Below are 25,929 nucleotides of genomic sequence, written 5' to 3'. Positions count from 1 at the left end.
CATGAGCCGCCACAAGAACGACCAGCCCCCTCCCAACGCCAGCGGGGACACCGAAGCGACCGAGGCCGCCAGCGGCACCCAGCCGATCTACCAGCGCATCGCGGCCGAGCTGCGCCGCGGCATCGCCGAGGGCCGCTACCCCGTCGGCGCGCGGCTGCCGACCGAGATCGAGCTGTGCGAACAATTCGGCATCAGCCGCTTCACGGCGCGGGCGGCCATCCGGCTGCTGTCCACGGCCGGCCTGGTCACGCGGCGCCAGCGCGTGGGCACGGTGGTGATCGCCGAGCCCGGCCAGGCGCGCTACCGGCACGACGCGACCTCGCTGCCCGACCTGCTCCAGTACGCGCAGGACACCGAGTTGCGCATCGTCTACGTGGGCCGCATCGCGCTGAGCCGCAGCCAGGCGCAGGATTTCGGCACCGAGGCCGGCGAGGAATGGGTGCTGGCCGTGGGCCTGCGCCACGACCAGCCCGGCGCCGGCGGTGCGCGCAAGGCGCCGCCGCCCTTCTGCATCACGCGCATCTTCCTGAACCCCATGCTCAAGGACATCGAGGCCCGGCTGCGCGAACGCCAGACCGCCGTCTACGCGTTGATCGAGCGCGAGTACAAGCTGTCCATCCAGCGCGTGGAGCAGGAAATCCAGGGCGTGGTGCTGAGCGCGGACGACGCCGCCAGCCTGCAGAGCGAACCCGGCGCGCCCGCGCTGCGCATCGTGCGGCGCTACTACAGCGACAGCGGCGACCTCGTCGAGGTGGCCGACAACGTGCACCCGAGCGACCGCTTCAGCTACCGCATGGAGCTGCGGCAGTAGCGCCACCGGTTGCATTTGGGCTGGTTCGGGCCATACAATTGTCCGCACAATTCAACCAAACCGCCCCACCATGCCCGAGACCCCCGCCCTGCCGCTCGCCGGCCTCCGCGTGCTCGCCGTCGAACAGTACGGCGCCGGCCCCTTCGGCACCTCCTACCTGGCCGACCTGGGTGCCGAGGTCATCAAGATCGAGAACCACCACGACGGCGGCGACGTCGGCCGCCACGTCGGCCCGCACTACTTCGGCCAGGGCGACAGCCACTTCTTCCAGACCTTCAACCGCAACAAGAAGAGCCTCACGCTGGACTTGAAGCAGCCCGAGGGCATGGCCGTGCTGCGCAAGCTCGCGGCCGGCGCCGATGCGCTGCTCGACAACCTGCGCGGCGACCTGCCCCACAAGCTCGGCCTGACCTACGCGCAGCTGAAGGACACGAACCCGCGCCTGGTCTGCGCCCACCTGTCGGCCTATGGCCGCAGCGGCTCGCGCAAGGCCTGGCCCGGCTACGACTACCTGATGCAGGCCGAGGCCGGCCACCTCTCGCTGACCGGTGAGCCCGACGGCCCGCCCACGCGCTACGGCCTGTCCATCGTCGACCTCATGACCGGCCTGGCAGCCGCCTTCGGCCTGCTGGCCGGCGTGGTGCAGGCGCGCGCGAGCGGCCAGGGCATGGACATCGACACCTCGCTGTTCGACGTGGCGCTGCACAACCTCAACTACCCCGGCACCTGGTACCTCAACGCCGATGTCGTCACGGGCCGCACGGCGCGCAGCGGCCACCCCAGCCTGGTGCCCAGCCAGCTCTACCGCACGCAGGATGGCTGGCTGTTCATCATGTGCAACAAGGAGAAGTTCTGGCCGCTGCTCGCGCGCGAACTCGGCCACCCGGAATGGGCGGAGAACCCGCAGCTGGCCACCTTCGCCGCACGCCTGAAGAACCGCAACCAGGTGCAGGAACTGCTGGACACCGCGCTCATGCAGCAGCCCACCGCCGTGTGGCTGGAGCGCCTGTCGGGCAAGGTGCCCGTGTCCCCCGTGTTCGACGTGGCCCAGGCGCTGCAGAACCCCTTCGTGCACGAGCGCGACGGCGTCGTGGACTTCGCCTACGGCGACGGCCGCAGCGCCCGCATGATCGCCAACCCGATCCGCGTCGCGGGCCGGGAACTGCCGCACCGCGCGGCACCGCGCATGGGCGAGCACAACGAGGCGCTGCTGCGCGAAGCCGGCTTCGACGACGCGGCCATCGCCAAGCTGCGCGCGCTGGGCGTGATCGCCGGCCAGGCCATGCCGGTGCGTTCCGAGGGCATCGACACGGGGCACGCGGCCAGCCCCTGAGGCTTCAGGCTCAGCCGCGCAACATCCTCTGCCCGATGGCCTGCGCGGCGGCCAGCAGTGCGGGCAGCATCTCCTCGCGCATCTGCGCCTCGCTCGTGCGGTTGGCCTGGCCGCTCACGTTGAGCGCAGCCACGGTGCGGCCCGCGCGATCCACCAGCGGCGCCGCGATCGAGATCAGGCCTTCCTCCAGCTCCTGGTTCACGAGGCACCAGCCCTGTTCGCGCACCGCCCGGATGCGGGCCAGCAGGCCTTCATCGTCCAGCGTGGTGTGGGCCGTGTGGCGTTCGCGCGGCACGCGGGCCAGGCGCGCGCGCAGCTGGTCCTCGGGCAAAGCCGCCAGCAGCACGCGGCCCATCGAGGTCCAGAACGCCGGCAGGCGCGAGCCCACGCCCAGGTTGGTGCGCATGATCTTGTGCGTGGGCACGCGCAGCACGTAGACGATGTCCAGCCCCTCGAGCACCGCGGCCGAACTCGACTCGCGCACGCGCTCCACGAGGTCTTCCATCACGGGCTCGGCCAGGTTCCAGATCGGCAGCGAGGACAGGTAGGCGAAGCCCAGGTCCAGCAGCCGCGCCGTGGGACGGAACAGCCGGCCGTCGGTCTCCACATAGCCCAGGGCCTGCAAGGTCAACAGGATGCGCCGCGCCCCGGCCCGCGTGAGGCCGGTGCGTGCCGCCACCTCGCTCAGCGTCTGCTGCGGCGCCTGGGCGCTGAAGGAACGGATGACTTCCAGCCCGCGCGCGAACGACTGCACGTAGCTGTCGCCGGGCTTGGGTGTCGCCAAAGCGACTGGGATGTTTTCTGTGGCCATGAGGGCGCTCACTATAATTCTTTTAGCGAACAAATGTTCGCATGTAGAACAAATTTTGTTTGAGGAGCGAGCAGTGATCGACAAGATTGCAGAGTCCGTCGCGTCCGCACTGGCGGACGTGCGCGACGGTTCCACCGTGTTGATCGGTGGCTTCGGCACGGCCGGCATCCCGGCCGAGCTCATCGACGGGCTCATCGCCCAGGGCGCGCGCGACCTCACCGTGGTCAACAACAACGCGGGCAACGGCGACACGGGCCTCGCGGCACTGCTGGCCACGGGCCGCGTGCGCAAGATCATCTGCAGCTTCCCGCGGCAGGTCGACAGCCATGTGTTCGACGGCCTGTACCGCAGCGGCAAGATCGAACTGGAGATCGTGCCCCAGGGCAACCTGGCCGAACGCATGCGCGCCGCCGGCGCCGGCATCGGCGCCTTCTTCTGCCCGACGGCCTACGGCACCGAGTTGGCCAAGGGCAAGGAGACGCGCGAGATCAACGGCAAGCAGTACGTGCTGGAGTACCCGATCCAGGGCGACGTGGCCCTCGTCAAGGCCGAGCGCGGCGACCGCTGGGGCAACCTGACCTACCGCATGTCCGCGCGCAATTTCGGCCCCGTGATGGCCATGGCCGCGCGCCGCACCATCGCCTCGGTGCACGAGGTCGTGGAACTGGGCACGCTGGACCCCGAGGCCATCGTCACCCCCGGCATCTTCGTCAGCAAGATCGTCAAGATCGACCGCGTGGCCACGCAGGCCGCCGGCTTCAAGAAGGCGGCATGAACATGGCCTACACCAAACGCAGCAAAGACGCGCTGGCGCGCCTGGTCGCGCAGGACATCCCCGACGGCGCCTACGTGAACCTGGGCATCGGCCAGCCCACGCTGGTGGCCAACCACATCCCGGCCGGCCGCGAAGTGATCCTGCAGAGCGAGAACGGCATCCTGGGCATGGGCCCGGCCCCCGCCGCGGGCAGCGAGGACTACGACCTCATCAACGCCGGCAAGCAGCCCGTCACGCTGCTGCCGGGCGGCGCCTACTTCCACCACGCCGACAGCTTCGCGATGATGCGCGGCGGCCACCTGGACATCTGCGTGCTGGGCGCCTTCCAGGTCTCGGCCCAGGGCGACCTGGCCAACTGGAGCACGGGCGAGCCCGGCGCGATCCCGGCCGTGGGTGGCGCCATGGACCTGGCCATCGGCGCCAAGCAGACCTGGGTCATGATGGACCTGCTGACCAAGCAGGGCGCCAGCAAGATCGTGCAGGCGTGCACGTACCCGCTGACCGGCCTGGCCTGCGTCAAGCGCATCTACACCGACCTCGCCACCTTCGCCATCACGCCCGATGGCGTGCGCCTGGTTTCGGCCGTCGACGGCCTGTCCCACGCCGAGCTGGAACAGCTCGTCGGCCTGCCCCTCCTCCAGGACTGATCCCATGAGCATCCACGCCTTCATCTGCGACGCTATCCGCACGCCCTTCGGCCGCTACGGCGGCGCGCTGTCGTCCGTGCGCACCGACGACCTGGGCGCCATCCCGCTCAAGGCGCTGATGGCACGCAACCCCGGGGTCGACTGGGAACAGATCACCGACGTGCTGTACGGCTGCGCCAACCAGGCCGGCGAGGACAACCGCAACGTGGCCCGCATGTCGGCGCTGCTGGCCGGCCTGCCCATCGCCGTACCGGGCGCGACCATCAACCGACTGTGCGGCTCGGGCCTGGACGCCGTGGGCACGGCCGCACGCGCCATCAAGTCCGGCGAGGCCGGCCTCATGATCGCCGGCGGCGTGGAGAGCATGAGCCGCGCGCCCTTCGTGATGCCCAAGGCCGAGAGCGCATTCAGCCGCGCCAACGCGGTCTACGACACCACCATCGGCTGGCGCTTCGTCAACAAGCTCATGAAGGCCCAGTACGGCGTGGACGCCATGCCCGAGACGGCCGAGAACGTGGCCGTGGATTACAAGATCGAGCGCGAGGCCCAGGACCGCATGGCCCTGGCCAGCCAGAAGAAGGCCGTGGCCGCCCAGCAGGCCGGCCACCTGGCGCGCGAGATCACGCCCGTGACCATCCCGCAGAAAAAGGGCGAGGCCATCGTCGTCGACAAGGACGAGCACCCGCGCGACACCAGCCTGGAAGCGCTCGCCAAGCTCAAGGGCGTGGTGCGTCCCGATGGCACGGTGACGGCCGGCAACGCCAGCGGCGTCAACGACGGCGCCTGCGCGCTGCTGCTGGCCAGCGAAGAGCAAGCCAAGAAGAACGGCCTGACGCCGCGCGCCCGCGTGGTGGGCATGGCCACGGCCGGCGTGGCCCCGCGCGTGATGGGCATCGGCCCGGCACCGGCCACCGAGAAGGTGCTGGCCCAGACCGGCCTCACGCTCGCGCAGCTGGACGTGATCGAACTCAACGAGGCCTTCGCCGCGCAAGGCATCGCCGTGCTGCGCCTGCTGGGCCTGGCCGACGACGACGAGCGCGTCAACGCCTGGGGCGGCGCCATCGCGCTGGGCCACCCGCTGGGCGCCAGCGGCGCACGCCTGGCCACCACGGCCGTCAACCGCCTGCACGCCACGGGCGGGCGCTATGCGCTGGCCACCATGTGCATCGGCGTGGGCCAGGGCATCGCCGTCGTGCTCGAGCGCGTGTGAGCGGGGCCGGCATGAGCGACACCCTGGTCCAGACGCCGAGCGGCACGCTGCGCGTGCGGGTCGAAGGCCCCACCGACGCGCCCGCACTGGTGTTGTCGAACTCCCTGGGCACGACGCTGGAGATGTGGGATGCCCAGGCGGCGCGCTTTTCCCAGGACCACCGCGTAGTGCGCTACGACACGCGCGGCCACGGCGGCAGCGCCGTCTCGCCCGGCCCCTACAGCTTCGACCTGCTGGGCGGCGACGTGCTCGCCATCCTGGACGCGCTCGGCATCGCGCGCGCGCACTTCTGCGGCATCTCCATGGGCGGCTTCACCGGCCTGTGGCTGGGCGTGCACGCGCCGCAGCGGCTGGACCGCCTGGTCGTCGCCAACAGCGCCGCCAAGATCGGCACCGCCGAAGGCTGGGCCGCGCGCGCCGCGCTGGTGCGCGCACAGGGTGCCGCCGCCATGGCCGAGCTCGCGGCCTCCTCGCCCAGCCGCTGGTTCACCGAGGCCTTCACCGCGGCCCAGCCCGCGCTAGTGCAGCGGGCGCAGTCCTGGATCGCCGGCACCGCACCGCAAGGCTATGCCGCCTGCTGCGAGGCGCTGGCCCAGGCCGACCTGCGTGCGGACATCGCGCGCATCGCCGTGCCCACCCTGCTCGTGGCCGGCAGTGCCGACCCTGTGACCACGGTGGCCGACGCCCAGGCCATGCAGTCCGCCATCGCCGGCGCCCGGCTCGTGGAAGTGCCGGCCTCGCACCTGTCCAACCTCGAGGCGCCACAGGCCTTCGACGCGGCGCTCGCGCAGTTCCTGCGTGGCTGAAGCGGCGCAAACGGCCATGACGACCACCACCGCAGCCGCCAACCCGCGCTGGCAACAGCGCCCGCCCGGGTCGACCTGGGGCGATTTCGGCCCGGACGACCAGCTGGGCCGGCTCAACCTGCTGACGGCCGAGAAGGTGCGCCAGGGGGTGGCCGAAGTCCGCGCAGGGCGCAGCTTCGCGCTGAGCCTGCCGCTGGACTACCCCGGCGGCAACGCGCTCAACGCCAACCGCCAGCCGCCGGTGCTGCGTCCGCTGCTGCGCAAGGGCCTCGTGAACTTCAACTGCCTGCTCGGCGCGCTGGAGCCCGGCCGCACCGATGTGCTGTCGGACGATCTCGCGATCCTGCACCTGCAGTACTCCACGCAATGGGACGGCTTCGCCCATGTCGGCGCGCTGTTCGATGCCGACGGCGACGGCCTGCCGGAGCCGCTCTACTACAACGGCTTCGCCGCCGGCCGCGACATCGCCGGCCCCAGCGACGTGCGCGACGCGGGCGTTCCCGCGGCCGGCGCCGCCGTCAGCACCTCGGCCGCGCATGCGCTGGGCATCGAAGGCATGGCGCGCACCGGCGTGCAGGGGCGCGGCGTGATGGTCGACCTGCATGCCCACCTGGGCAACGCCTACACCGTGGTCGGCTACGAGCAGCTCATGCGCGTGCTCGAGGCCGATGGCGTCGTCGTGGAGCCCGGCGACATGCTGTGCCTGCACACCGGCTTCGCCGAGGTGGTGCTGGGCATGCACAAGCGCCCGGACCCGGCGGTGCTGGCCGCCAGCTGCGCTGTGCTCGACGGCCGCGACGAGCGCCTGCTGCAATGGATCACGGACAGCCAGATCGCCGCCATCGCCGCCGACAACTATGCCGTCGAGGCCTTTCCGGCCAAGGCCGGGCCGGCCTGTTGCGCTGCGCTGCCGCTGCACGAGCACTGCCTGTTCAAGCTCGGTGTGCACCTGGGCGAGTTGTGGCATCTCACGCCGCTGGCCCAGTGGCTGCGTGCGCACGGCCGCCACCGCTTCCTGCTGACGGCGCCGCCGCTGAACCTGCCCGGGGCCGTGGCCTCGCCGGTCACGCCGGTCGCCACGGTCTAGCGCTTGCCAGGGCGGCCGCGGCCGCCCGCCCCCGTCCCGCGCCCCAGGCCCCACCGCGCACCGGCCTGCGGCGAACCGCCGCGCACCACGGAGACCGCCATGCCTTTCATCATCGAGACCTTCGACAAGCCGAACCACCAGTCCGTGCGCCAGGCGCACCGCCCCGCGCACCTGGTCTTCCTGGAGCAGCACAAGCACCTGCTGCTGGCCTGCGGCGCCAAGCTGGCCGACGACGGCAGCGACCTGGGCGGCGGCCTGTACGTGGTGGCACTCGACAGCCGCGAGGAAGCCCAGCGTTTCATCGAGGCCGATCCCTTCCACGCGGCCGGCCTGTTCGAGCGCGTGACGCTCACGCGCTGGCGCAAGGCCTACGTGGACGGCCACTGCCACCTCTGAACCCCGGTCCTTCCCGCCCTCGAACAAGGAGAACAACCATGACAACCCATGCTTCCCGCGAACGCGTGCTGATCACCGGCGGCGGCGCCGGCATCGGCGCGGCCACCGCGGAACGCTGCCGCGCCGACGGCTACGAGCCCGTGGTCATCGACCGCACGGTGGACCATGTGCCCGGCGGCATCCAGGCCGACCTGTCCAATCCCGAAGAGACCGCGCGCGCGCTGCAGCAGGCGCTGGCCGGCGGTCCGATCACGCGGCTGGTCAACAACGTGGGCATCGTGGTGCCCGCCGAGACGGCCGAGCAGACGCTGGCCCAGTTCGACCTGGCCGTGGCGCTGAACCTGCGCTGCGCGCTGCAATGCCTGCAGGCCCTGCTGCCCGGCATGCAGGCCGCCGGCTTCGGCCGCGTCGTGAACATGTCCTCGCGCGCAGCGCTGGGCAAGGAGCTGCGCACGGCCTACTCGGCCACCAAGGCCGGCCTGATCGGCATGACGCGGGTCTGGGCGCTGGAGCTGGGCCGCCATGGCATCACGGCCAACGCCATCGGCCCGGGGCCGATCCGCACCGAACTGTTCGACCGCGCCAACCCGCCCGATGCGCCGCGCACGCAGGCCATCATCGACGCGGTGCCGGTCAAGCGGGTCGGCACGCCGGACGACGTGGCCCATGCCGTGTCCTACCTGCTCGATGCCCGCAGCGGCTTCGTCACCGGCCAGGTGCTCTACGTGTGCGGCGGCATGACGGTCGGCGTGGCAGGCGTCTGAAGGCGCCCGCACCCCGCCCTTCCCGATCTCTTCCACGGATTCCATGTCGAAAATCACTGCGTTCTTCACCGAGCTGATGCGGCGTTACCTGCCCGATCCGTTCGTCTTCGCCATCATGCTCACGCTGCTCACCATGGCCCTCGCCTTCGGTGTGGAGAGCCGCCCGCTTGCCGCCGTCGTGCAGGACTGGGGCAAGGGCTTCTGGAGCCTGCTCGCCTTCACGACGCAGATGGCCGTGATCCTCGTGATGGGTTATGTGCTGGCCGCGGCGCCGGTCGTCGACCGCTTCCTGAACCGCATCACCGAGCGCGTGCACACGCCGCGCCAGGCCATCATCGTCGCCACGCTCGTGGGCTGCATCGGCAGCTACCTGAACTGGGGCTTCGGCCTGGTGATCGGCGGCATCATGGCGCGCAAGCTGGCGCTCAAGGTCAAGGGCGTGCACTACCCGCTCATCATCGCCTCGGCCTACACCGGCTTCACGATGTACAGCCTGGGTTTTTCCGCCACGATCCCGGTGCTGATCTCCACCAAGGGCCACAGCTTCGAAAGCACGATGGGGCTGATTCCGCTGAGCGAGACCATCTTCTCGGCGCCCATCCTGCTCACCAGCCTGGCCGTGCTGATTGCGCTGCCGCTGCTCAACGCGACCATGCACCCCAAAGCCGGCGAGCCCGTCACCGAACTGGACCCGGCCAGCGTGGCGGCCGAGGCCAAGGCGGGCGGCGACGCACACCAGCTGCTGGGCGACGAGAAGACGCTGGCCTACCGGCTGAACAACAGCCGCCTGCTCAGCCTGCTGATCGGCCTGTGCGGCATGGCCTACGTGGTGATGCACTTCGTGCAGGGCGGCAACCTCGACCTGAACATGATCAACTTCTTCATCCTGTTCCTGGGCGTGCTGTTGCTGGGCACGCCGATGAAGTACGTCGAGAAACTCAACGAAGGCGTCAAGACGATCGGCGGGATCATCCTGCAGTTCCCCTTCTACGCCGGCATCATGGCCATCATGCACGGCTCCGGCCTGGTGGAATCCATCGCCCACCTGTTCGTGAGCGTGTCCACCGCCGACACGCTGCCGCTGTGGGGCCTGGTCAGCTCCTTCGTCATCAACTTCTTCGCGCCGTCGGGCGGCGGCCACTGGGTGCTGCAGGGGCCGTTCATGATCGACGCGGCCCACCAGCTGGGCGCCTCGCAGGCCCAGACCGCCATGTCGGTGATGCTGGGCAACGGCTGGAACGACCTGGTCCAACCGTTCTGGATTCTGCCGGCGCTCGCGCTGTCCAAGCTCAAGCTCAAGGACATCATGGGCTACACGGTGGTGTCCATGCTGCTGGTCGGCGCCATCTACGCCGCCACCATGGTGATCTGGCCGCATCTGTGAGCCGCCCCCCATCGTCTTTTCAAGGAGTCCCCACATGCTGTACATGGTCCACATGGTCGTGAACATCCCCGCCACCGTCAGCCCTGCCGAGGCCGACGAAATCAAGCGCCGCGAAAAGGCCTACTCGCAGGACCTGCAACGCGCCGGCAAATGGCGCCACCTGTGGCGCGTGGTCGGCGAATACGCCAACGTGAGCATCTTCGACGTCGCCAGCAACGACGAACTGCACACCCTGCTCAGCGGTCTGCCGCTGTTCCCCTACATGCAAATCAAGGTCACGCCGCTGGCCAACCACCCGTCGTCCATCGTGCAGGAATGAGACCTGCGCGCCATCCCCCCATTTTCAGAGGAGCATCCATGACCACCATCCACACCGTCACCCGCCGCAGCCTGCTGGCCGTGGCCGCCGCCGCGACCACCCTGGCCGCCGGCCCGGCCGCCGCCCAGGCCTACCCCAACAAGCCCATCACCATGATCGTGCCGTTCTCGGCCGGTGGCACCACCGACATCCTGGCCCGCATCGTGGGCCAGGCGCTCTCCACCGAGCTGGGCCAGAGCGTGGTCATCGACAACCGCGCCGGCGCGGGCGGCAACATCGGCGGCCAGCTGGCCGCACGCGCCCCGGCCGACGGCTACACGCTGTTCATGGGCACCGTGGGCACGCACGCCATCAACGAGGCGCTGTACAAGAAGATGCCCTTCAACCCGATCAAGGACTTCGCGCCGCTCTCGCGCGTGGCCAATGTGCCCAACCTGCTGGTGGCCCACCCGGCGCAGCCGTTCAAGACCGTGCCCGAGCTGATCGCCTACGCCAAGGCCAACCCGGGCAAGGTCAACTTCGGCTCCTCGGGCAGCGGCAGCTCCATCCACCTGTCGGGCGAGCTGTTCAAGTCCATGGCCAAGGTCGACATGGTGCACATCCCCTACAAGGGCAGCGCGCCGGCCGTGAACGACCTGCTGGGCAACCAGATCGCGATCATGTTCGACAACATGCCCTCGGCCATCCAGCACGTGCGCGCCGGCAAGCTGCGCCCGATCGCCGTGACCACGGCCAAGCGCTCGCCCGAGCTGCCCGACGTGCCGACCATCGCCGAATCCGGCGTGCCCGGCTACGAGGCGACCTCGTGGTTCGGCCTGTTCGCCGTGGCCGGCACGCCCGCGCCCATCGTCACGCAGCTCAACAAGGCGCTGGTCAAGGTGCTGAACAACCCTGACGTGAAGGCCAAGATCGTCGCCCAGGGCGGCGAGGTCGTGGCCGAGACGCCCGAGCAGTTCGCCGCCTTCATCAAGGCCGAGACCGCCAAGTGGGGCAAGGTCGTGAAAGAGTCCGGCGCCAGCGTGGACTGATCTAGCGCGCGGTCGCCATGCGCACGCACAGGTCGAAGGCCTCCTGCAGGCCCTCGATCTGCGCGATGCCGCGACCCGCGATGTCGAAGGCGCTGCCGCTCGCCGACGTGGCCACGGGCACGGGCAGCCCGCCATGCAGCGTCACCCCCTTCTCGAAGCCCATGAGCTTCATCGCGATCTGGCCCTGGTCGTGGTACATGGAAACCACGGCGTCCACGTCGCCGCGCCGCGCACCGATGAACACGGTGTCGGGCGAATAGGGGCCGCGCGCGTCCAGGCCCTCGGCGCGCAGGCCTTGCACGGCCGGCGCGATGATCTCGATCTCCTCCATGCCGATGGAGCCGCCGTCGCCCGCGTGCGGGTTCAGGCCCGAGACCGCGATGCGCGGCCTGGCCACACCGGCCTTGCGCAACGCGCCGTCGATGAGCCGCACCGCATCGGCCACGCCCTCGCCCGTGATGTGCGCCGCCACGTCCTTGAGCGGGATGTGCGAGGTCACGCGCGAGGTCCACAGCGCACCTGTCAGGTTGAACTCGCTCGTGAAGCCGCGCACGCCGAAGCGCTCCTGCAGGTGCCGCAGTTCGTCCTCGTGCACCAGGCCGCCGAGGCGCAGCGAATGCTTGTTGAGCGGCGCGAACAGGATGGCGTCGGCGCGGCCCGCGCGCACGGCGTCGATGGCCAGGTCCAGCGCGCGCATGCTGGCGCGGCCCGAGGCCTCGTTGGATTCGCCGAGCACGGGCGGGCCCTCCAGCACGTCGCAGGGCAGCAGCGTGATGCGGCCCGGCTCGTGGCGCACGGCGTCCAGGTGCTCCACGCGCAGCAGTTCCAGTGGCTGGCCGGCGATGGCCTGGCCGGAGGCCAGCGCCGCGCGGTCGGCGATCAGCAGGATCTCGGCCTGCGCACGGTTGCGCTCGCGCGCGAGCAGCTTGACGGCCATCTCGGGGCCGACGCCGCTGGGGTCGCCGAGCAGCACGGCGATGCGGGGGGTGCTCATCTTCTTCATTCCGCCTTGATGTTGGCGCCGCGCACGAGGCGGCCGTAGTGTTCGTATTCGCTGCGGTTCATCTCGGCGAAGCGCTCGCCGGTCAACGTGCCGAGCTCGCCGCCCAGGGCCTTGATGCGGGCCTGCACGTCGGGCAGCTGCAAGGCCTGGCCGAGGTCGGCCGTCAGCCGCTCCACGGCCGCGCGCGGCGTGCCGCCCGTGGTGTAGAGCCCGTACCAGGTCGACACGTCGGCGCCCTGGATGCCGAGCTCGGCCAGCGTGGGCACGTCCGGCATCTCGGCCGAGCGCGCGGGCGCGCTCACCGCGAGCGGACGCAGCTTGCCCGCGCGGATCTGGCTCATGGCCGAGGAGGTGCTGTCGAACATCATGTCGACCTCGCCCGCGATGATGTCGATGTGGGCCTGCGAGCTGCCCTTGTAGGGCACGTGGATGGCACGCGTGCCCGTGGCCATGCCGAAGGCCTCGCCGCCGATGTGCTGCGTGCTGCCGATGCCGGACGACGCGTACTTGAGGGCGCCCGGCTTGGCCGCCAGCGCCGTCTGCACGTCCTTCGCGCTCTTGTACGGCCCGGTGCTGGAGACCACCAGCACGTTGGGCATCACGGCCACGAGGCCGATGGGCTGCAGATCCTTGAGCGGGTCGTACTTGAGCTTGAGCATGTGCGGCGCCACGGCCTGGGCCGTGTTGGTGGCCAGCAGCAGCGTGCTGCCGTCCGGTGCCGCGCGCGCGGCCAGCTCGGCCGCGATGGTGTTGGACGCGCCGGGCCGGTTCTCCACCACCACCGGCTGCTTGAGCGTGGCCGCCATCTTGTCGGCCAGCACGCGCGCGAGGATGTCGGTGCCGCCGCCCGGCGAGGCGCCGACCAGGATGCGCAATGGCTTGTCGGGAAAGCCTTGGGCCCAGGCGGGCGCGCCGGCGGCCAGCAGGCCCAGCAGGGCCAGCGCGCGGCGCCGGTCCAGGGTGTCGTGGGGGGGCATCGTGGTGTCTCCGTCTGCGCGGCCGCTCGAAGCGGCGGCCGTCGTGGACCGAGAGGTTAGGGATTTCCGTGGCGGCGATCCAATCGCGGATGCCGAACAATCCATCACCTTTTGGATATGACACCACCCGCCCACCTCAGCGATGCCGCCCTGCTGCTGCGCGTGCGCCCGCGCCAGCTGCTGCTGCTGGCCGCGCTGGACGCCGAGCGCCATCTGGGACGCGCTGCCCAGTCCATGAACGTGACGCAACCGGCTGCCACCAAGCTCTTGCTGCAGCTGGAGGAGTCGCTCGGCGAGAAGCTGTTCGAGCGGCTCGCGCGCGGCATGCGGCCGCTGCCCGCTGGCGAGGTGCTGATCCGCTACGCCCGCCGCGTGCTGACCGACTTCGGTGCCGTGCGCGAGGAGATGGGCGCGTTGCGCTCGGGCCTGTCGGGTGCGCTGCGGCTGGCCGCGGTGCCGGGTGCCGTGCCCGCGCTGCTGGCGCCGGCCCTGCTCGAATACCGCCGCCGCCATCCGCAGGTGGCGCTGGCCGTGGCCGTGGGCACCAGCGACGTGGTGCTGGCCCAGCTCGCGCGCGGCGATGTGGACCTGGTGCTGGGCCGGCTCACCGAAGGCTTCAGCGAGGACGAGTTCACGATCACGCCCCTGCTGGAAGAGGCCATGCAGGTCGTGGTGCGCAAGGGCCACCCCGCGTTCGCGCGCAAGCGGCTGCAGTTGCACGAACTGGGCGACTGGTCCTGGGTGCTGCAACCGGCGGGCTCGCCGCAGCGCGGCCGGCTCGAGGCGGCGCTGCGCGAGGCCGGCGTGCACCAGCGGCTGGACTACATCGAGACCGCGTCGACCACCGTGACGACGGCGCTGGTGGCGGGCTCGGACATGGCGGCGCTGATGCCCGCCTCCCTGGCCGCGCACTACGCGCGGCTGGGCGCGCTGCGCGTGGCCCCCATCACCTTGCCGATCCGGCTGCCGGCCATCGATGTGATCGTGCCGCGCGCGCGGCCGCTGTCGCCGGCGGCGCAGCAATTCCGTGCGCTGCTGCTGGAGCGGCGTTAGCCGCCGCGGTTGCGCATCCAGTCCGCGGTCTGGAAGAAGCTGTCCTTCAGCCGCGTGCGCAGGTCCTCGGGCACGCCGGTCTCGCCCATGGCCTGGTCCATGCAGGCCAGCCACTGGTCGCGCTCGCGGATGCCGATGGAAAAGGGCATGTGCCGCGCACGCAGCCGCGGGTGGCCGAACTGGTCGGTGTAGTAGGACGGGCCACCCAGCCAGCCGCACAGGAACCAGAACAGGCGCTGGCGCGCATTGTCCAGGCTGTCGCCATGGGCGGCCCGCAGCGCGGCGTAGCCGGGCTCCAGGTCCATGAGGTCGTAGAAGCGCTCGACCAGCGCGCGTACCTTGTCTTCGCCGCCGATCCATTCGAAGGGGGTGGCGAAGGCGGGCTGTTCCTCGGTCTGCATCGGCCGATTGTCGGTGCTGGGCCGGATCAGCCCCGCCCGGCCGCGAAGGGGCCTTGGGCGCCGTGCGGGTCCGGCGTGCGCAGGATCCGAAAGACCACGCACGCCGTGGCCAGCGTGACGCCGGCCAGCACCTGGGTGAGCAGGCCGAAGGCCCGCGCATAGGCCTGCAGCAGTTCGGCGCGCGTGCCGCCGGGCAGCAGGGCCAGGGCCTGCGCCAGATCGCCTGTGGCCAGGCGCTGTGCGGCCGGGGCCACGTCCGCGCCCGGGAACAGCGGGCGCAGCTCGGTCGCCAGCAGCGCCGCCAGGCCCGCGCCGACCAGCGCCAGCGCAATGCCCTCGCCGGCCACGCGCACGGTGTTGAAGATGCCGGCCGCCATGCCTGCCCGCTCGCGCGGCACCACGCTGACGGCCAGACCGTCCATGAGCCCCCAGGGCAGGCCGATGCCCAGGCCGATCGCGAGCAAGGGCCCGGCATAGTCGCGCAGGCCGCTGGTCGGCCCGCAGTGGCCCAGCCACAGCAGCCCCGCGGCGCACAGCACGAGCCCGGCCGCGCAGACCGCGGCGGCCGACCAGCGGCCCACGAGCCGCGCGGCGACGCCGGGCATCAGCAGGATGGGGCCGGACAGCAGCAGCATGAACTGCCCGGCCTCCCAGCTGCTGCGACCTTCCAGGCCGATGAAGCGGATCGGCAGCAGCACCAGCAGCACGACGAAGCCGTAGGCCGGCGCGGCCGCCAGCAGCTGCACGCCGACGAAGCGTGGATACCGGAACAACGAGATGTCCAGCATGGCTTGGCCGCCACGGCGCAGGACGCGGGCCTCGGTGCGCCAGAACAGCAGCGCAGCCAGCACGGCGCCGGCCAGCGGCAGCACGACCTGCACCGCGCCCCAGCCCTGCGCAGGCGCCTGCAGCACGCCCAGCGGGAGCAGGCCCAGCACCAGCGTGAAGGCCACGGTGCCAGCCACGTCCAGCCGTGTCGCCGCCGGGTTGCGCGAGTCCGGCAGGCGCCAGGCGCCGAGCACCAGGGCCAGCGCGCTGACCGAACCCGGCAGCACGACCACGGCGCGCCAACCCAGGCTGTCGCCGAGCAGGCCCGCGGCTCGCGCGACGCCCTCGCGCGCGGCGAGCTCGTGCAGGTGCTGGCCGACGCGCCGCGCGAAGCGGGGCAGTTCTCGGCGCTGTGGCCCTCGAGCCGCCAGCTCTCGCCCAAGGTACGGGCCTTCGTGGACTTCGCGGCCGAGCACCTGTTCCCGGAGTAGCCGTTACACTCGCTCCCCTTCATGGCCCACACCCTGCGCACCATCACCATTCGCCGCCGTCCGCGGACGGTGGGTTAGCGCGCGGCTGCAAGCCAAGACGACCCGCCCCAGAAGGCGCGTCGTCACGGTCTCCTGGGGTTCTCACCACCAGGAGCTCCCATGACCCGTCCCGCCAGTGCCTCCGCCATGCTGCACCTGTTGTGCGGCAGGATCGCGGCTGGCAAATCCACGCTCGCGCGCCGCCTGGCCGCGCAACCGGCCACCGTGCTCGTGCAGGAGGACGCCTGGCTCGCCGTGCTGTACCCGGGCGAGATCCAGGCCCTGCCAGACTACCTGCAGCGCACCGGCCGGCTCAAGGCCATGCTCGGCGAGCACGTGGTCGCCATGCTGCGCAGCGGCGTCTCGGTGGTGCTGGACTTCCCGGCCAACACGCGGGCCCAGCGGGCCTGGATGCGCGGGCTGATCGACCAGTCCGGCGCGGCGCACCGGCTGCACCTGCTGGACGTGCCCGAGGCCGTCTGCCGCGCGCGGCTGCAGGCGCGCAACGCGGCCGGCACGCATCCGTTCCAGACCGACGATGCGCAGTTCAGCCTGATCAACCGCCACTTCGAGCCCCCCGATCCGCGCGAAGGCTTCGCGCTGCAGCGCTACGGCTGAATCAGGCGGCGGCGCGGCGCAGCGTGTCGACCACGGGCCGGCGCAGCACGTCGCGCAGGCCCCACCAGCCCGCGCCGAGCGCCAGCACGGCGCCGGCTGCCGCGCCGGCCAGCGGCACCCACGGCGAGCCCGACCAGCTGAACTCGAACACGTACTTCGCCAGCGCCCAGCCCACGGCCATGGCCACCAGCGTGGCCAGGAGGCCGGCCAACACGCCCACGCCAGCCAGCTCGGCGCGCTGCACCTGGCGCAGCAGCGCGCTGCTGGCACCCACGGCGCGCATGATCGCGAACTCGCGCGCGCGCTCCTCGCGCGTGGCCGTGATGGCGGCGAACAGCACCACCAGGCCGGCCGCCAGCGTGAAGCCGAACAGGAACTCCACCGCGCGCACCACCTGGTCCAACACGCGCTGCACCTGGGCCAGCGCGGTGCTCATGTCCACGTTGGTCACGTTGGGGAAGGCGCGCACGAGCGCGTTGTCGAAGCCGGGCGTCTCGGGCGCGCGGTAGGCCGCCAGGTAGGTGATGGGCAGGTCGGGCATGGCCGCCACCGGGTACATCACGAAGAAGTTGGCGTGCAGCGAACCCCAGTCAACCTTGCGCAGCGAGGTGATGCGTGCGTCCGAGGGGATGCCACCGACGTCGAAGCGCAACTGGTCGCCCAGCTTGAGGCCAAGCGTCTGCGCCAGCCCTTCCTCGACGCTGACGGCGCCCTGCTCCTCGGGCGTCCAGCGGCCGCCGACCAGTTCGTTGTGCGGCGGCTTCTGGGCCGCATGCGAAAGGTTGAATTCGCGGTCGACCAGGCGCTGCGCGCGCTCGTCGGTGTAGTCGGCCGGGTTCACGGGCTTGTCGTTCACGGCCACCAGGCGGCCGCGGAACATGGGGTACCAGTCGTACTTCGCCACGCCGGCATCCTCCAGCGTCTTGCGGAAGGCATCGCCCTGCTCGGGCAGGATGTTGATGACGAAGCGGTTGGGCGCGTCCGGCGGCGTGGCCTGGCGCCAGGCCTGGACCAGATCGGTCCGCAGCAGCACCAGCAGCACCAGGGCCAGCAGGCCGACCGACAGCGCGCTGACCTGCACCACGGTGTAGGCCGGCCGCGCCGAGACCTGGCGCGTGGCCAGCACCAGCCAGCGCGGTGCGGTGCTTTCGTTGACGCTCTTGCGCAGCAGCCAGACCGCCACCCAGGACAGCGCGGCGAACAGCAGCACCGCGCCCGCGAAGCCACCCACGGCGATCAGCCCCAGCTTGAGGTCGCTGCTGACGGCCAGCAGCAGGCCGGCGAAGCCGGCCACGCCGAGCGCCAGCACCGCGATGGAGGCAGGCTTGAGCTGCCCCACATCGCGCCGGATCACGCGCAGCGGCGGCACCTTGGCCAGTTGCAGCACGGGCGGCAGGCCGAAGGCGAACAGCAGCGTGAGGCCGATGCCCAGGCCGTAGGCCACGGGCCACAGCGTGGCGGCCGGCAAGGTCGCCTCGACGAGCCCGGCCAGCAGCAGCACGAACAGGTAGTGCACGCCGAAGCCCAATGCCACGCCCAGGCAGCTGGCGAACAGGCCGACCAGCGCGAATTCGAAGCTGTAGGACAGCGCGATCGTGCGCTGCGACAGGCCCAGCACACGCAGCATGGCGCAGTCGTCCAGGTGTTTGGCAGCGAACGCACGCGCGGCCAGCGCCACGGCCACGGCGGAGAGCAAGGCAGACAACAGCGCGACGAGACTCAGGAATTTCTCGGCCCGGTCCAGCGTCTGGCGCATCTCGGGCCGGCCGCTCTCGACCGACTCCAGCCGCAGCCCGCGCGCCTCGCGCGACTGGATCTGCGCATCGGCCCAGCGCGTGAAGCGTTGCACGGCGGGCTCCTCGCCAGCCACGGCGAAGCGGTAGGTGATGCGGCTGGCCGGCTGCACGAGATGCGTGGCCGGCAGGTCGGCCGCATTGACCATCACGCGCGGCGCGAAGCTCATGAAGCCGCCGCCGCGGTCGGGCTCGATCACGATGATCCGCACGATGCGGAAGCTGCCATCGCCCAGCAGCAGCGCATCGCCCATCTTGAGGTCCAGCGCGGCCAGCAGCGGAGCATCGACCCAGACCTCCCCCCGCGCCGGGACCTCGCGCGTGTTGCCCCCCTCCTCGCCCGGCTGCTGCGCCACCTTGAGGCTGCCGCGCAGCGGATAGCCTTCCGGCACGGCCTTGAGCGCCACCAGCCGGCTGGCGCCACCCTGCGCCTCGGCTGCGCGGCCCATGGTCGGAAAACCCAGTGTGGAGACGGTCTGCAGGCCCAGCGCGCGGGCCTGCGCCTCGAACGCCGGCGGGGTCGGGTTGTCGCTGGCCACCACGGCATCGCCGCCGATCAGCTGGCGCGCATCGCGCTGCAGGCCGCCCTGCAGCCGGTCGGCGAAGAAGCCCACGGCCGTCAGCGCGGCCACGGCCAGCGTGACCGCCACGAGCAGCAGGCGCAGCTCGCCCGAGCGCAGGTCGCGCCACAGCGTGCGCCACCCCAGCGAGAGAAATGATTGATTCACGCAACCTCCACGACAGGACGCTCCACACGCGTGCCATGACCCAACGCCAGCAGCGGCCACGGAACCGGCTTCGCCGGGCCGCTGGCAGCGCCCCCGCGAGGGGGCTTGCGAAGCGCGTAGCGCGCAGACTGGGGGAGTTCCATTGCAGCTCCGAAGCAGCGGGGGATTATCCCGGCCGGGTGGTTCCGGGCCAAAAGCCCTGGCGCGGCGGGCATACTGCGCGGCTCCGACCGCTTCCCAACTCCGCACCATGTGGCAACCCGCGACCCGCTACCCCGATCCCGCCGTCGTCGTCCTGGATCCCCGTTTCGCCAAGGTCCGCATCACCTCGGCCGCGGTCGAGCGCATCGCCACCGGCATGCGCTGGGCCGAGGGCCCGGTCTGGTTCGGCGACGGCCGCTACCTGCTCTGGAGCGACGTGCCGAACGACCGCATCATGAAGTGGGACGAGACCACGGGCGCGGTGAGCGTGTTCCGCCAGCCTTCGGGCAACGCCAACGGCCACACGCGCGACCGCCAGGGCCGCTTGGTCGGCTGCGAGCACCTGGGCCGGCGCATCGTGCGCACCGAGTACGACGGCAGCATCACCACGCTGGTGGACCGCTTCGAGGGCGCGCGCCTCAACTCGCCCAACGACGTGGTCGTCAAGTCCGACGGCAGCATCTGGTTCACCGACCCGCCCTTCGGCATCCTGGGCTGGTACGAGGGCCTGCCGGCGACGCCCGAGCGGCCCGAATGCGTCTACCGCTTCGACCCGGCGACCGGCCGGACGACCGTGGTGACCGACGCCGTCGCCCGGCCCAACGGGCTGGCCTTCTCACCCGACGAGAAGCTGCTCTACGTGGTCGAGTCCGGCGCTTCGCCCAAGCGCATCCGCGTGTTCGGCGTGGCGGAGGGCGGCGCCACGCTCACGAACGACCGCGTGTTCCACACCTGCGGCGACGGGGAGTCGCCCGACGGCTTTCGCTGCGACGTGGACGGCAACCTGTGGGCCGGCTGGGGCACGGGCGAGGGCCAGGACGGCGTGCGCATCTTCGCGCCCGACGGCACCACCATCGGCCGCATCCTGCTGCCCGAGCGCTGCGCCAACCTGTGCTTCGGCGGGCGCCAGCGCAACCGGCTGTTCATGGCGGCCAGCCAGTCGGTCTATGCGCTGTATGTGAACACGCAGGGCGCGCCGGGGGGCTGATCAGGCCGCGCGCAGTTCCTGCATGAGGTCCAGCAGCGGCAGGTGCTCGATGACGCCGGCCATCGGGAAGCGCGCGTTGGCGCTGCTGACCACCAGCCGCCGCGTGGGCTGGATGTCGTCGCAGGCGATGTGGAAGCCCTTGCTGACAGACGGCGCACTGGAGCGCTTGATCTCCAGCGCCCACAGGCCGCCGCCTGGCAGTTCCAGCACCAGGTCGATCTCGGCTCCGACGGCCGTACGGTAGTAGCTGGCTTCGGTGCCCGCGGGCACGCAGGCCAGCAGGTTCTCGATGATCCAGCCCTCCCAACTGCCGCCCACCACCGGATGCGAGAGCAGCGCATCGGCCGTCTCCAGCCCCAGCAGCGCATGCACCAAGCCACTGTCGCGCACATAGACCTTGGGCGCCTTGACCAGGCGCTTGCTGGACTGGCGCGCCCATGGCTGCAAGCGACGCACGAGCAGCAGGTCGCACAGCAGGTCGAGGTAGCGCGCAATGGTCTGGCCGCTCACCGCCATCGAGGCGGCCAGCCGCGCCGCATTGAGCATCTGGGCCTGCTCGTAGGCCAGCATGGTCCAGAGCCGGCGCAGCGCCTGGGCCGGAATGCGCGGCCCCAGCTGCGGAATGTCACGCTCCAGATAGGTCGTGATGAACTGCTGGCGCCAGCGCAGGCTGGCCGCGTCGCTGCGCGCGAGGTAGGACTGCGGGAAGCCGCCGCGCAGCCACAGGGAGCCGGGTGTGGCGGCCTCGTCAAGCGACAGTTCCGTGACGATGAAGGGCGCCAGCTCCACATAGGCCAGGCGGCCTGCCAGACTTTCAGAACTCTGCGCCAGCAGGTCGATGCTGGCCGAACCCAGCAACAGGAAGCGCCCGGCAGGCGCACCGGCACGCCGCAGCCGGTCGATGCAGCCGCGCAGCACCATGAACAGGCCTGGTACGCGCTGCACTTCGTCCAGCACCAGCAGGCGGTCGGCATTGGCGGCGAAGAAGGCCTCGGGGTCGCTCAGGCGGGCCAGGTCGGCGGGCGACTCCAGGTCCAGGTACAGCGGCGCAGCATCCCGCATCTGCTGCTGCACAAGATCCAGCGCCAGCGTCGTCTTGCCGACCTGGCGCGGCCCCAGAATCGCCACGGCCGGGAACTCCTCGAGATGCTGGAGTAGCGCAGCGGCGATCTGGCGAGAGACGGAACTCATCCCTGCAATTCTTCCAGAGAATGGAAGAATTACAAGGTTCTTCATCCTTCGATCTTGAACCCCGTCTCCTTCACCACGCGCTGCCAGCGCGCGTAGTCGTCGCCGATCAGCTTGGCGAACTCGGCCGGCCCGCTGCCCACGGGCGTGTGGTCCATGGCCTTCAAGCGCTCCTGCATCTCGGGCGTGCGCACGATCTTCTGCACCTCGGCCGACAGGCGCTCGACGATGGCCCGGGGCGTGCCCTTGGGCGCCAGCAGGCCGGACCAGCTCGCGAAGTCCATGTCCTTCACCCCAAGTTCGGCCAGCGTGGGCACCTCGGGCAGCGAGGCCGCGCGCTGCGGCGCGATCACGGCGAGCGGGCGCACCTTGCCGGCCTTGATCTGCGGCAGCGTGACGAAGGAGTCCACCGAGATGTCGACCTCACCCTTGACGACGGCCTGCGCCTGCATCGAGGTGCCCTTGTACTGGGCGTTGATGAGCGTGGGCGCGCCGATCACGCGCTTGAGCTGGTCGGTGGCCAGCACGATCATGCTGCTGCCCGACGAGGCCGACAGCGGCGGGTTGGCGGCCCGCGCCAGGGCCACCATGTCGGCGAAGGTCTTCACCGGCAAGCCCTCGCGCGCGACGATCACGAAGGGGATCGAGCTGATCAGGCTGATGGGCTCCCAGCTGTCCAGCGCGTGGAACTTGGTCTTGTAGATCACGGGGGCCAGCGCCTGCGCACCGGCCGTGTTCATGAGCAGCGTGTAGCCGTCGGGCGCAGCGCGCGCGGCGATGTCCATGCCGATCACGCCGTTCGCCCCGCCCTTGTTGTCGACCACGAAGGGCTGGCCGAGCGCCTCCTGGAGCTTCTGCGCGATGAGCCGGGCCACGATGTCGGTGGAGCCGCCGGCCGTGTAGGGCACGACCATGGTGACGGGGCGGCTCGGGTAGGGCTCGTTGGCGCGGCCTGGCAGGGCGGTGGCGGCCAGGGTGCCGGCAATGCCGCCCAGGGCGGTGCGGCGGCCGATGGCGGCAGTCAGGAATCGGGTCATGGTGTCTCCTCGGTTGGAGTTGCGCATTGTGGGCAGCGCGCCCAGCGCGGCGCCCTGGGTTTCCCCCAGCCGGCTGTCGCCTAGGCGCTCACCGGCAGAAGACCGTCGCGCAGCATGCCTACGCCCAGCTCGTAGACGCCGTCCCAGACGATCTGCACGCCTAGGCACAGCAGGATGAAGGCCGACAGCCGCAGGAAGATGACGGAGCCCGCCTCACCGAGCGGTTTGAGCAACTGCTGTGCATAGCGGAACGCCAGGTACATCAGCACGCCGACCGCCAACAGCGCCACCACGCCACCGCCCATGCGTGCCAGCGAGAGCGAGAGCCGCGCATCGGCCAGGGACACGCCGACCGTGATGGCTGCGGCGATCGAGCCAGGCCCGCAACTCACTGGAAAGGTCAAAGGGTAGAAGGCCTGGCGCCGCGCCATGTCTGGCGTGAAGCTCTCGGCCAGTTCGGTGCGGCTGTCCACCGTGGCCTGCGTGGCCGTGAGCAGCCGCCATGCGGTGGCGGCCACGATCATGCCGCCGCCCACGCGCACGATGGGCAGCGAGATGCCGAAGAAGTCCAGCACGTAGGAGCCCACGAGCATGGCGCCCAGCATGAGCCAGAACATGTTGCGCGCAATGCGCCGCGCCAGCAGCGTGCGGGTGCTGGCCGACGCACCTTCGGTCAACCCCAGGAAGATGGGCGCGGTGGCCGCCGGATTCAGGATGGGCAGCAACGCGGCGAACACGAACAGGAAGCTCTTGCCGAAGGCACCCAGCAGTTCGAGGGTCAAGGCGCTCTCCGACGCTTCAGGCCCGCGGTGGCGCCTGGTCGGCCAGTTCGCGCATGCGCCGGCGCAGCGCCCGCTCGCGCCGGCGCTCGGCCTCGTAGTCTTCGCGCAGGCCGCGCCACAGCGCCACGGCCATCAGCACGATGACGACGGTGAACGGCAGCGCGAAAACGATGGTGGCCGTCTGCACCGACTGCAAGCCGCCAGCCAGCAGCAGGCTGGCCGCGATGCCGGCCACGAGCAGGCCCCAGGCGACCTTCACGCGTGCGCTGGGGTTCTCGTTGCCGCCCGTGCTCATCATGCCCAGCACCAGCACCGCCGAGTCGCCCGAGGTGACGAAGAACACCACCACGAGGATGGTGGCGATGCCCGACATCAGCGTGCCCAATGGCAACTGGTCGAACAGCGCGAACAGGGCAGTGGAAACGTCGGCCTTGACGGCCTCCGCGATCGGCACGTTCTGCATGATCTCCAGGTGCAGCGCTGTGCCGCCGAACACCGAGAACCAGACGAAGGCCGCCACCGTGGGTGCGGCCACGGTGCCCAGAATGAATTCGCGCACCGTGCGCCCACGCGAGACGCGCGCGATGAACAGGCCCACGAAGGGCGACCAGGACACCCACCAGGCCCAGTAGAAGATGGTCCAGCCACTGATCCAGCTGCTGTCGCGAAAGGGCGTCATGCGCAGACTCATGCGCACCAGCTCGCTCATGTAGCTGCCCAGTGTGGTCGTCAGCGTATCGATGATCGCGATGGTCGGCCCGAGCACGAACACCGCCAGTGCCAACAGCGCGGCCATCAGCAGATTGAACGAGGACAGCCACTTGATGCCCTTGGTCACCCCGCTGACGGCCGAGCCGATGAACAGCAAGGTCGTGACGGCGATGATGCCCAGCTGGGACCACTGGCTCACGGGCAGTCCGAGAACGGCGTTGAATCCGCTGTTGATCTGCAGCGCGCCCATGCCGAGCGAGGCGGCCACGCCGAATGCCGTGGCGATCACGGCCAGCACGTTGACCAGCGGCCCGATGCGCCGCAGCGGTGCCCAGGGCAAGGATTCCACGGCGGTGCTGACCAGCGCGGAACCGCCACGGCGGAACTGGAAGAACGCGATGGCCAGGGCCACCACGCTGTAGACCGCCCAGGGATGCAGGCCCCAGTGGAAGAAGCTGTAACGCATGGCCGCGTTGGCGGCCTCCGGCGTGTTGGGCGCAATGCCTGGCGGTGGCGTGCCATAGTGCGAGACCGGCTCGGCCACGCCCCAGAAGACCAGCCCGATGCCCATGCCCGCGGCGAACAGCATGGCGAACCAGGCGCCGACCGAGAACTCCGGCTCTTCGTCCTCGCCGCCGAGCTTGAGATCACCGTAGCGGCTGAAAGCCAGCACCAGCGCGACGATCACCAGGCCGAGGACCAGCCAAAGGTAGAACCAGCCGAAGTTGCGCGTGATCAGCGCCAGCGCACCGTCGAACACGGCACCCAGATGGGCTGGCGCTACCACGCCCCATAGGACGATGGCCAGGATGAAGCCGGCCGAGACCATCAGTTGCATGTTTTGTGTCCTCCTCGAATGACGGCACGCACGGGTGCGCACATGCAGCAGCTGGCGCGACGCGCTCGCATGCGAACCGGGATGGATGGATGGCGGCGGTGCCGGCCCGATGTGCCAGATGGAGTCTGCCGTGCCCAGAGCGCGGCAGCTGTCAGCAAGGGCCTGCAAACCGTTGGACCGGCGCCGTGCAATGCACGCTTCGTATGCGGTCCGGCCGCCCGAAAAGGGCCGTATTCTAGCCGCCGGCCTCGTGCACAAGTGACAGGACCAGCTCCTGCACCCCGTTCCAGACGATCTGCACGCCCAGACACAGCAGGATGAAGGCCGACAGCCGCAGGAAGATGATCATGCCGGCTTCGCCCAGCGGCTTGAGCAGTTGCTCGGCATAGCGGTAGGCCAGGTAGACCAGCGCGCCCACCGCCAGCAGCGCCAGCACGGCCCCGCCCGTGCGCGCCAGCGCCAGCGACAGCCGCGGGTCGGCCAGCGAGACGCCGACCGTGATCGCGGCCGTGATCGAGCCCGGCCCTGAAGTGATCGGGAAAGTCAGCGGGTAAAAGGCCTGGCGCTTGGCCATCTCGGGCGTGTAGGCCTCGGCCAGCGCCGCGCGGTGCTCGCTGGTGGTCTGCGAGGTGTTGAGCAGGCGCCAGGCGCTGGCCGCGACGATGAGGCCGCCGCCCACGCGCACGATGGGCAGCGAGATGCCGAAGAAGTCCAGCACGTAGACGCCGACCAGCATGGCGCCCAGCATGAGCCAGAACACATTGCGCGCGATGCGCCGTGCCAGCAGCGCACGCGTGGGCGCGGAGGCGCCATCGGTCAGACTCAGGAACACCGGCGCCGCGGCGGCCGGATTGAGGATGGGCAGCACGGTCACGAACGCGAACAGGAAGCCCTTGCCCAGGGCCGCCAGCAATTCCAGCGTCATGGCGCGCCGCCGTTTCG

General features: G+C 70.6%; 26 protein-coding genes and 1 pseudogene. 16 read left to right on the top strand and 11 right to left on the bottom strand.

Annotation, left to right across the window (positions count from 1 at the left end; all coding sequences use genetic code 11):
* Position 1 precedes the first annotated feature (1 nt).
* Positions 2-811, top strand: coding sequence for a GntR family transcriptional regulator (locus IE209_RS02305; protein WP_189685397.1), 810 nt, complete (start codon positions 2-4; stop codon positions 809-811).
* 70 nt (positions 812-881) lie between these two features.
* Positions 882-2,144 (top strand): CaiB/BaiF CoA transferase family protein, encoded by a 1,263-nt coding sequence (locus tag IE209_RS02300; RefSeq protein WP_189685396.1) that lies wholly within the window; start codon positions 882-884, stop codon positions 2,142-2,144.
* Between the two features lie 10 nt (positions 2,145-2,154).
* Here IE209_RS02300 and IE209_RS02295 read toward each other — a convergent pair whose 3' ends face one another.
* Positions 2,155-2,955: an IclR family transcriptional regulator domain-containing protein gene (locus IE209_RS02295; protein ID WP_189685395.1), complete on the bottom strand. Its 801-nt coding sequence runs from the start codon at positions 2,953-2,955 to the stop codon at positions 2,155-2,157.
* 73 nt (positions 2,956-3,028) lie between these two features.
* Between IE209_RS02295 and IE209_RS02290 the strand changes: the two genes are divergently transcribed.
* From IE209_RS02290 to IE209_RS02245, 10 genes are all read left to right on the top strand, one after another.
* Positions 3,029-3,730 (top strand): 3-oxoacid CoA-transferase subunit A, encoded by a 702-nt coding sequence (locus IE209_RS02290; protein WP_189685394.1) that lies wholly within the window; start codon positions 3,029-3,031, stop codon positions 3,728-3,730.
* Between the two features lie 2 nt (positions 3,731-3,732).
* Positions 3,733-4,377 carry a 3-oxoacid CoA-transferase subunit B gene (locus IE209_RS02285; RefSeq protein ID WP_189685393.1) on the top strand — a complete coding sequence of 215 codons (645 nt, stop codon included), beginning with the start codon at positions 3,733-3,735 and terminating at the stop codon, positions 4,375-4,377.
* 4 nt (positions 4,378-4,381) lie between these two features.
* Positions 4,382-5,587 (top strand): 3-oxoadipyl-CoA thiolase, encoded by a 1,206-nt coding sequence (pcaF, locus tag IE209_RS02280; RefSeq protein ID WP_189685392.1) that lies wholly within the window; start codon positions 4,382-4,384, stop codon positions 5,585-5,587.
* A gap of 11 nt (positions 5,588-5,598) precedes the next feature.
* Positions 5,599-6,393, top strand: coding sequence for a 3-oxoadipate enol-lactonase (pcaD, locus tag IE209_RS02275; protein WP_189685391.1), 795 nt, complete (start codon positions 5,599-5,601; stop codon positions 6,391-6,393).
* 16 nt (positions 6,394-6,409) lie between these two features.
* Entirely contained in the window at positions 6,410-7,480 is a 1,071-nt protein-coding gene (locus tag IE209_RS02270; RefSeq protein WP_189685390.1) for a cyclase family protein, read from the top strand.
* 99 nt (positions 7,481-7,579) lie between these two features.
* Complete coding sequence (locus IE209_RS02265) at positions 7,580-7,876, top strand: YciI family protein (RefSeq protein ID WP_189685389.1); 297 nt, start codon at positions 7,580-7,582, stop codon at positions 7,874-7,876.
* A gap of 38 nt (positions 7,877-7,914) precedes the next feature.
* Positions 7,915-8,640 carry an SDR family oxidoreductase gene (locus IE209_RS02260; RefSeq protein ID WP_189685388.1) on the top strand — a complete coding sequence of 242 codons (726 nt, stop codon included), beginning with the start codon at positions 7,915-7,917 and terminating at the stop codon, positions 8,638-8,640.
* A gap of 43 nt (positions 8,641-8,683) precedes the next feature.
* Complete coding sequence (locus tag IE209_RS02255) at positions 8,684-10,024, top strand: short-chain fatty acid transporter (protein WP_189685387.1); 1,341 nt, start codon at positions 8,684-8,686, stop codon at positions 10,022-10,024.
* Positions 10,025-10,058: 34 nt separating this feature from the next.
* On the top strand, positions 10,059-10,343 hold the full coding sequence (gene catC / locus IE209_RS02250; RefSeq protein WP_056668896.1) for a muconolactone Delta-isomerase: 285 nt from the start codon (positions 10,059-10,061) through the stop codon (positions 10,341-10,343).
* Positions 10,344-10,381: 38 nt separating this feature from the next.
* Entirely contained in the window at positions 10,382-11,371 is a 990-nt protein-coding gene (locus IE209_RS02245; protein WP_189685386.1) for a tripartite tricarboxylate transporter substrate binding protein, read from the top strand.
* A gap of 1 nt (position 11,372) precedes the next feature.
* On the opposite strand, the gene IE209_RS02240 is transcribed toward IE209_RS02245, so the two are convergent.
* On the bottom strand, positions 11,373-12,365 hold the full coding sequence (locus tag IE209_RS02240; protein WP_229882654.1) for a 4-hydroxythreonine-4-phosphate dehydrogenase PdxA: 993 nt from the start codon (positions 12,363-12,365) through the stop codon (positions 11,373-11,375).
* Between the two features lie 5 nt (positions 12,366-12,370).
* Entirely contained in the window at positions 12,371-13,351 is a 981-nt protein-coding gene (locus tag IE209_RS02235; RefSeq protein WP_189685384.1) for a Bug family tripartite tricarboxylate transporter substrate binding protein, read from the bottom strand.
* Between the two features lie 117 nt (positions 13,352-13,468).
* Here IE209_RS02235 and IE209_RS02230 point away from each other — a divergent pair, with 117 nt between their 5' ends.
* Entirely contained in the window at positions 13,469-14,404 is a 936-nt protein-coding gene (locus tag IE209_RS02230; protein ID WP_189685383.1) for a LysR family transcriptional regulator, read from the top strand.
* Here the strand turns inward: IE209_RS02230 and IE209_RS02225 are convergent.
* On the bottom strand, positions 14,401-14,805 hold the full coding sequence (locus tag IE209_RS02225) for a group II truncated hemoglobin (RefSeq protein ID WP_189685382.1): 405 nt from the start codon (positions 14,803-14,805) through the stop codon (positions 14,401-14,403). The two genes, IE209_RS02230 and IE209_RS02225, sit on opposite strands and share 4 nt — an antisense overlap.
* Before the next feature lie 26 nt (positions 14,806-14,831).
* The gene (locus IE209_RS02220) at positions 14,832-15,896 is read right to left on the bottom strand and encodes an MFS transporter (protein ID WP_373305264.1); all 1,065 of its coding nucleotides are present in this window, start codon (positions 15,894-15,896) and stop codon (positions 14,832-14,834) included.
* Between the two features lie 9 nt (positions 15,897-15,905).
* Between IE209_RS02220 and IE209_RS02215 the strand changes: the two are divergent.
* Both IE209_RS02215 and IE209_RS02210 read left to right on the top strand, forming a co-directional pair.
* Positions 15,906-16,064 (top strand): annotated as a pseudogene (locus IE209_RS02215) (LysR substrate-binding domain-containing protein); the annotation flags it as partial.
* A gap of 159 nt (positions 16,065-16,223) precedes the next feature.
* Positions 16,224-16,721, top strand: a complete 498-nt coding sequence (locus IE209_RS02210) for a P-loop nucleotide/nucleoside kinase family protein (RefSeq protein WP_229882653.1) — start codon at positions 16,224-16,226, stop codon at positions 16,719-16,721.
* A 1-nt stretch (position 16,722) separates the two neighbouring features.
* On the opposite strand, the gene IE209_RS02205 is transcribed toward IE209_RS02210, so the two are convergent.
* Entirely contained in the window at positions 16,723-19,242 is a 2,520-nt protein-coding gene (locus tag IE209_RS02205) for an ABC transporter permease (protein WP_189685381.1), read from the bottom strand.
* Between the two features lie 250 nt (positions 19,243-19,492).
* On the opposite strand from IE209_RS02205, the gene IE209_RS02200 reads away from it, so the two are divergent.
* Complete coding sequence (locus IE209_RS02200) at positions 19,493-20,431, top strand: SMP-30/gluconolactonase/LRE family protein (protein WP_189685380.1); 939 nt, start codon at positions 19,493-19,495, stop codon at positions 20,429-20,431.
* Here the strand turns inward: IE209_RS02200 and IE209_RS02195 are convergent, their stop codons facing one another.
* The 5 genes from IE209_RS02195 to IE209_RS02175 form a co-directional block, all read right to left on the bottom strand.
* A complete protein-coding gene (locus IE209_RS02195) occupies positions 20,432-21,622 on the bottom strand; it encodes an ATP-binding protein (protein WP_189685379.1) in 1,191 nt (396 codons plus the stop codon). It lies immediately after the preceding gene.
* A 41-nt stretch (positions 21,623-21,663) separates the two neighbouring features.
* Entirely contained in the window at positions 21,664-22,656 is a 993-nt protein-coding gene (locus IE209_RS02190) for a Bug family tripartite tricarboxylate transporter substrate binding protein (RefSeq protein ID WP_189685378.1), read from the bottom strand.
* A gap of 80 nt (positions 22,657-22,736) precedes the next feature.
* Entirely contained in the window at positions 22,737-23,438 is a 702-nt protein-coding gene (locus tag IE209_RS02185) for a MarC family protein (RefSeq protein WP_189685377.1), read from the bottom strand.
* A gap of 16 nt (positions 23,439-23,454) precedes the next feature.
* Positions 23,455-24,987 (bottom strand): BCCT family transporter, encoded by a 1,533-nt coding sequence (locus IE209_RS02180; RefSeq protein ID WP_189685376.1) that lies wholly within the window; start codon positions 24,985-24,987, stop codon positions 23,455-23,457.
* Between the two features lie 235 nt (positions 24,988-25,222).
* Entirely contained in the window at positions 25,223-25,912 is a 690-nt protein-coding gene (locus tag IE209_RS02175; RefSeq protein ID WP_189685375.1) for a MarC family protein, read from the bottom strand.
* Between the last annotated feature and the right edge of the window lie 17 nt (positions 25,913-25,929).

It is taken from the genome of Pseudorhodoferax aquiterrae, assembly GCF_014652235.1.
GTDB classification, from domain to species: domain Bacteria; phylum Pseudomonadota; class Gammaproteobacteria; order Burkholderiales; family Burkholderiaceae_C; genus Pseudorhodoferax; species Pseudorhodoferax aquiterrae.
This window is presented reverse-complemented; position numbering and strand designations above follow the sequence as displayed.

What these genes read in the sequence shown, in the direction of transcription:
- IE209_RS02305 (WP_189685397.1), top strand. Translation starts at nt 2, where the DNA reads ATGAGCCGCCACAAGAACGACCAGCCCCCTCCCAACGCCAGCGGGGAC.
- IE209_RS02300 (WP_189685396.1), top strand. Translation starts at nt 882, where the DNA reads ATGCCCGAGACCCCCGCCCTGCCGCTCGCCGGCCTCCGCGTGCTCGCC.
- IE209_RS02295 (WP_189685395.1), bottom strand. Translation starts at nt 2,955, where the DNA reads ATGGCCACAGAAAACATCCCAGTCGCTTTGGCGACACCCAAGCCCGGC.
- IE209_RS02285 (WP_189685393.1), top strand. Translation starts at nt 3,733, where the DNA reads ATGGCCTACACCAAACGCAGCAAAGACGCGCTGGCGCGCCTGGTCGCG.
- pcaF (WP_189685392.1), top strand. Translation starts at nt 4,382, where the DNA reads ATGAGCATCCACGCCTTCATCTGCGACGCTATCCGCACGCCCTTCGGC.
- pcaD (WP_189685391.1), top strand. Translation starts at nt 5,599, where the DNA reads ATGAGCGACACCCTGGTCCAGACGCCGAGCGGCACGCTGCGCGTGCGG.
- IE209_RS02270 (WP_189685390.1), top strand. Translation starts at nt 6,410, where the DNA reads ATGACGACCACCACCGCAGCCGCCAACCCGCGCTGGCAACAGCGCCCG.
- IE209_RS02265 (WP_189685389.1), top strand. Translation starts at nt 7,580, where the DNA reads ATGCCTTTCATCATCGAGACCTTCGACAAGCCGAACCACCAGTCCGTG.
- IE209_RS02260 (WP_189685388.1), top strand. Translation starts at nt 7,915, where the DNA reads ATGACAACCCATGCTTCCCGCGAACGCGTGCTGATCACCGGCGGCGGC.
- IE209_RS02255 (WP_189685387.1), top strand. Translation starts at nt 8,684, where the DNA reads ATGTCGAAAATCACTGCGTTCTTCACCGAGCTGATGCGGCGTTACCTG.
- catC (WP_056668896.1), top strand. Translation starts at nt 10,059, where the DNA reads ATGCTGTACATGGTCCACATGGTCGTGAACATCCCCGCCACCGTCAGC.
- IE209_RS02245 (WP_189685386.1), top strand. Translation starts at nt 10,382, where the DNA reads ATGACCACCATCCACACCGTCACCCGCCGCAGCCTGCTGGCCGTGGCC.
- IE209_RS02240 (WP_229882654.1), bottom strand. Translation starts at nt 12,365, where the DNA reads ATGAGCACCCCCCGCATCGCCGTGCTGCTCGGCGACCCCAGCGGCGTC.
- IE209_RS02235 (WP_189685384.1), bottom strand. Translation starts at nt 13,351, where the DNA reads ATGCCCCCCCACGACACCCTGGACCGGCGCCGCGCGCTGGCCCTGCTG.
- IE209_RS02230 (WP_189685383.1), top strand. Translation starts at nt 13,469, where the DNA reads ATGACACCACCCGCCCACCTCAGCGATGCCGCCCTGCTGCTGCGCGTG.
- IE209_RS02225 (WP_189685382.1), bottom strand. Translation starts at nt 14,805, where the DNA reads ATGCAGACCGAGGAACAGCCCGCCTTCGCCACCCCCTTCGAATGGATC.
- IE209_RS02210 (WP_229882653.1), top strand. Translation starts at nt 16,224, where the DNA reads ATGACCCGTCCCGCCAGTGCCTCCGCCATGCTGCACCTGTTGTGCGGC.
- IE209_RS02200 (WP_189685380.1), top strand. Translation starts at nt 19,493, where the DNA reads ATGTGGCAACCCGCGACCCGCTACCCCGATCCCGCCGTCGTCGTCCTG.
- IE209_RS02195 (WP_189685379.1), bottom strand. Translation starts at nt 21,622, where the DNA reads ATGAGTTCCGTCTCTCGCCAGATCGCCGCTGCGCTACTCCAGCATCTC.
- IE209_RS02190 (WP_189685378.1), bottom strand. Translation starts at nt 22,656, where the DNA reads ATGACCCGATTCCTGACTGCCGCCATCGGCCGCCGCACCGCCCTGGGC.
- IE209_RS02180 (WP_189685376.1), bottom strand. Translation starts at nt 24,987, where the DNA reads ATGCAACTGATGGTCTCGGCCGGCTTCATCCTGGCCATCGTCCTATGG.
- IE209_RS02175 (WP_189685375.1), bottom strand. Translation starts at nt 25,912, where the DNA reads ATGACGCTGGAATTGCTGGCGGCCCTGGGCAAGGGCTTCCTGTTCGCG.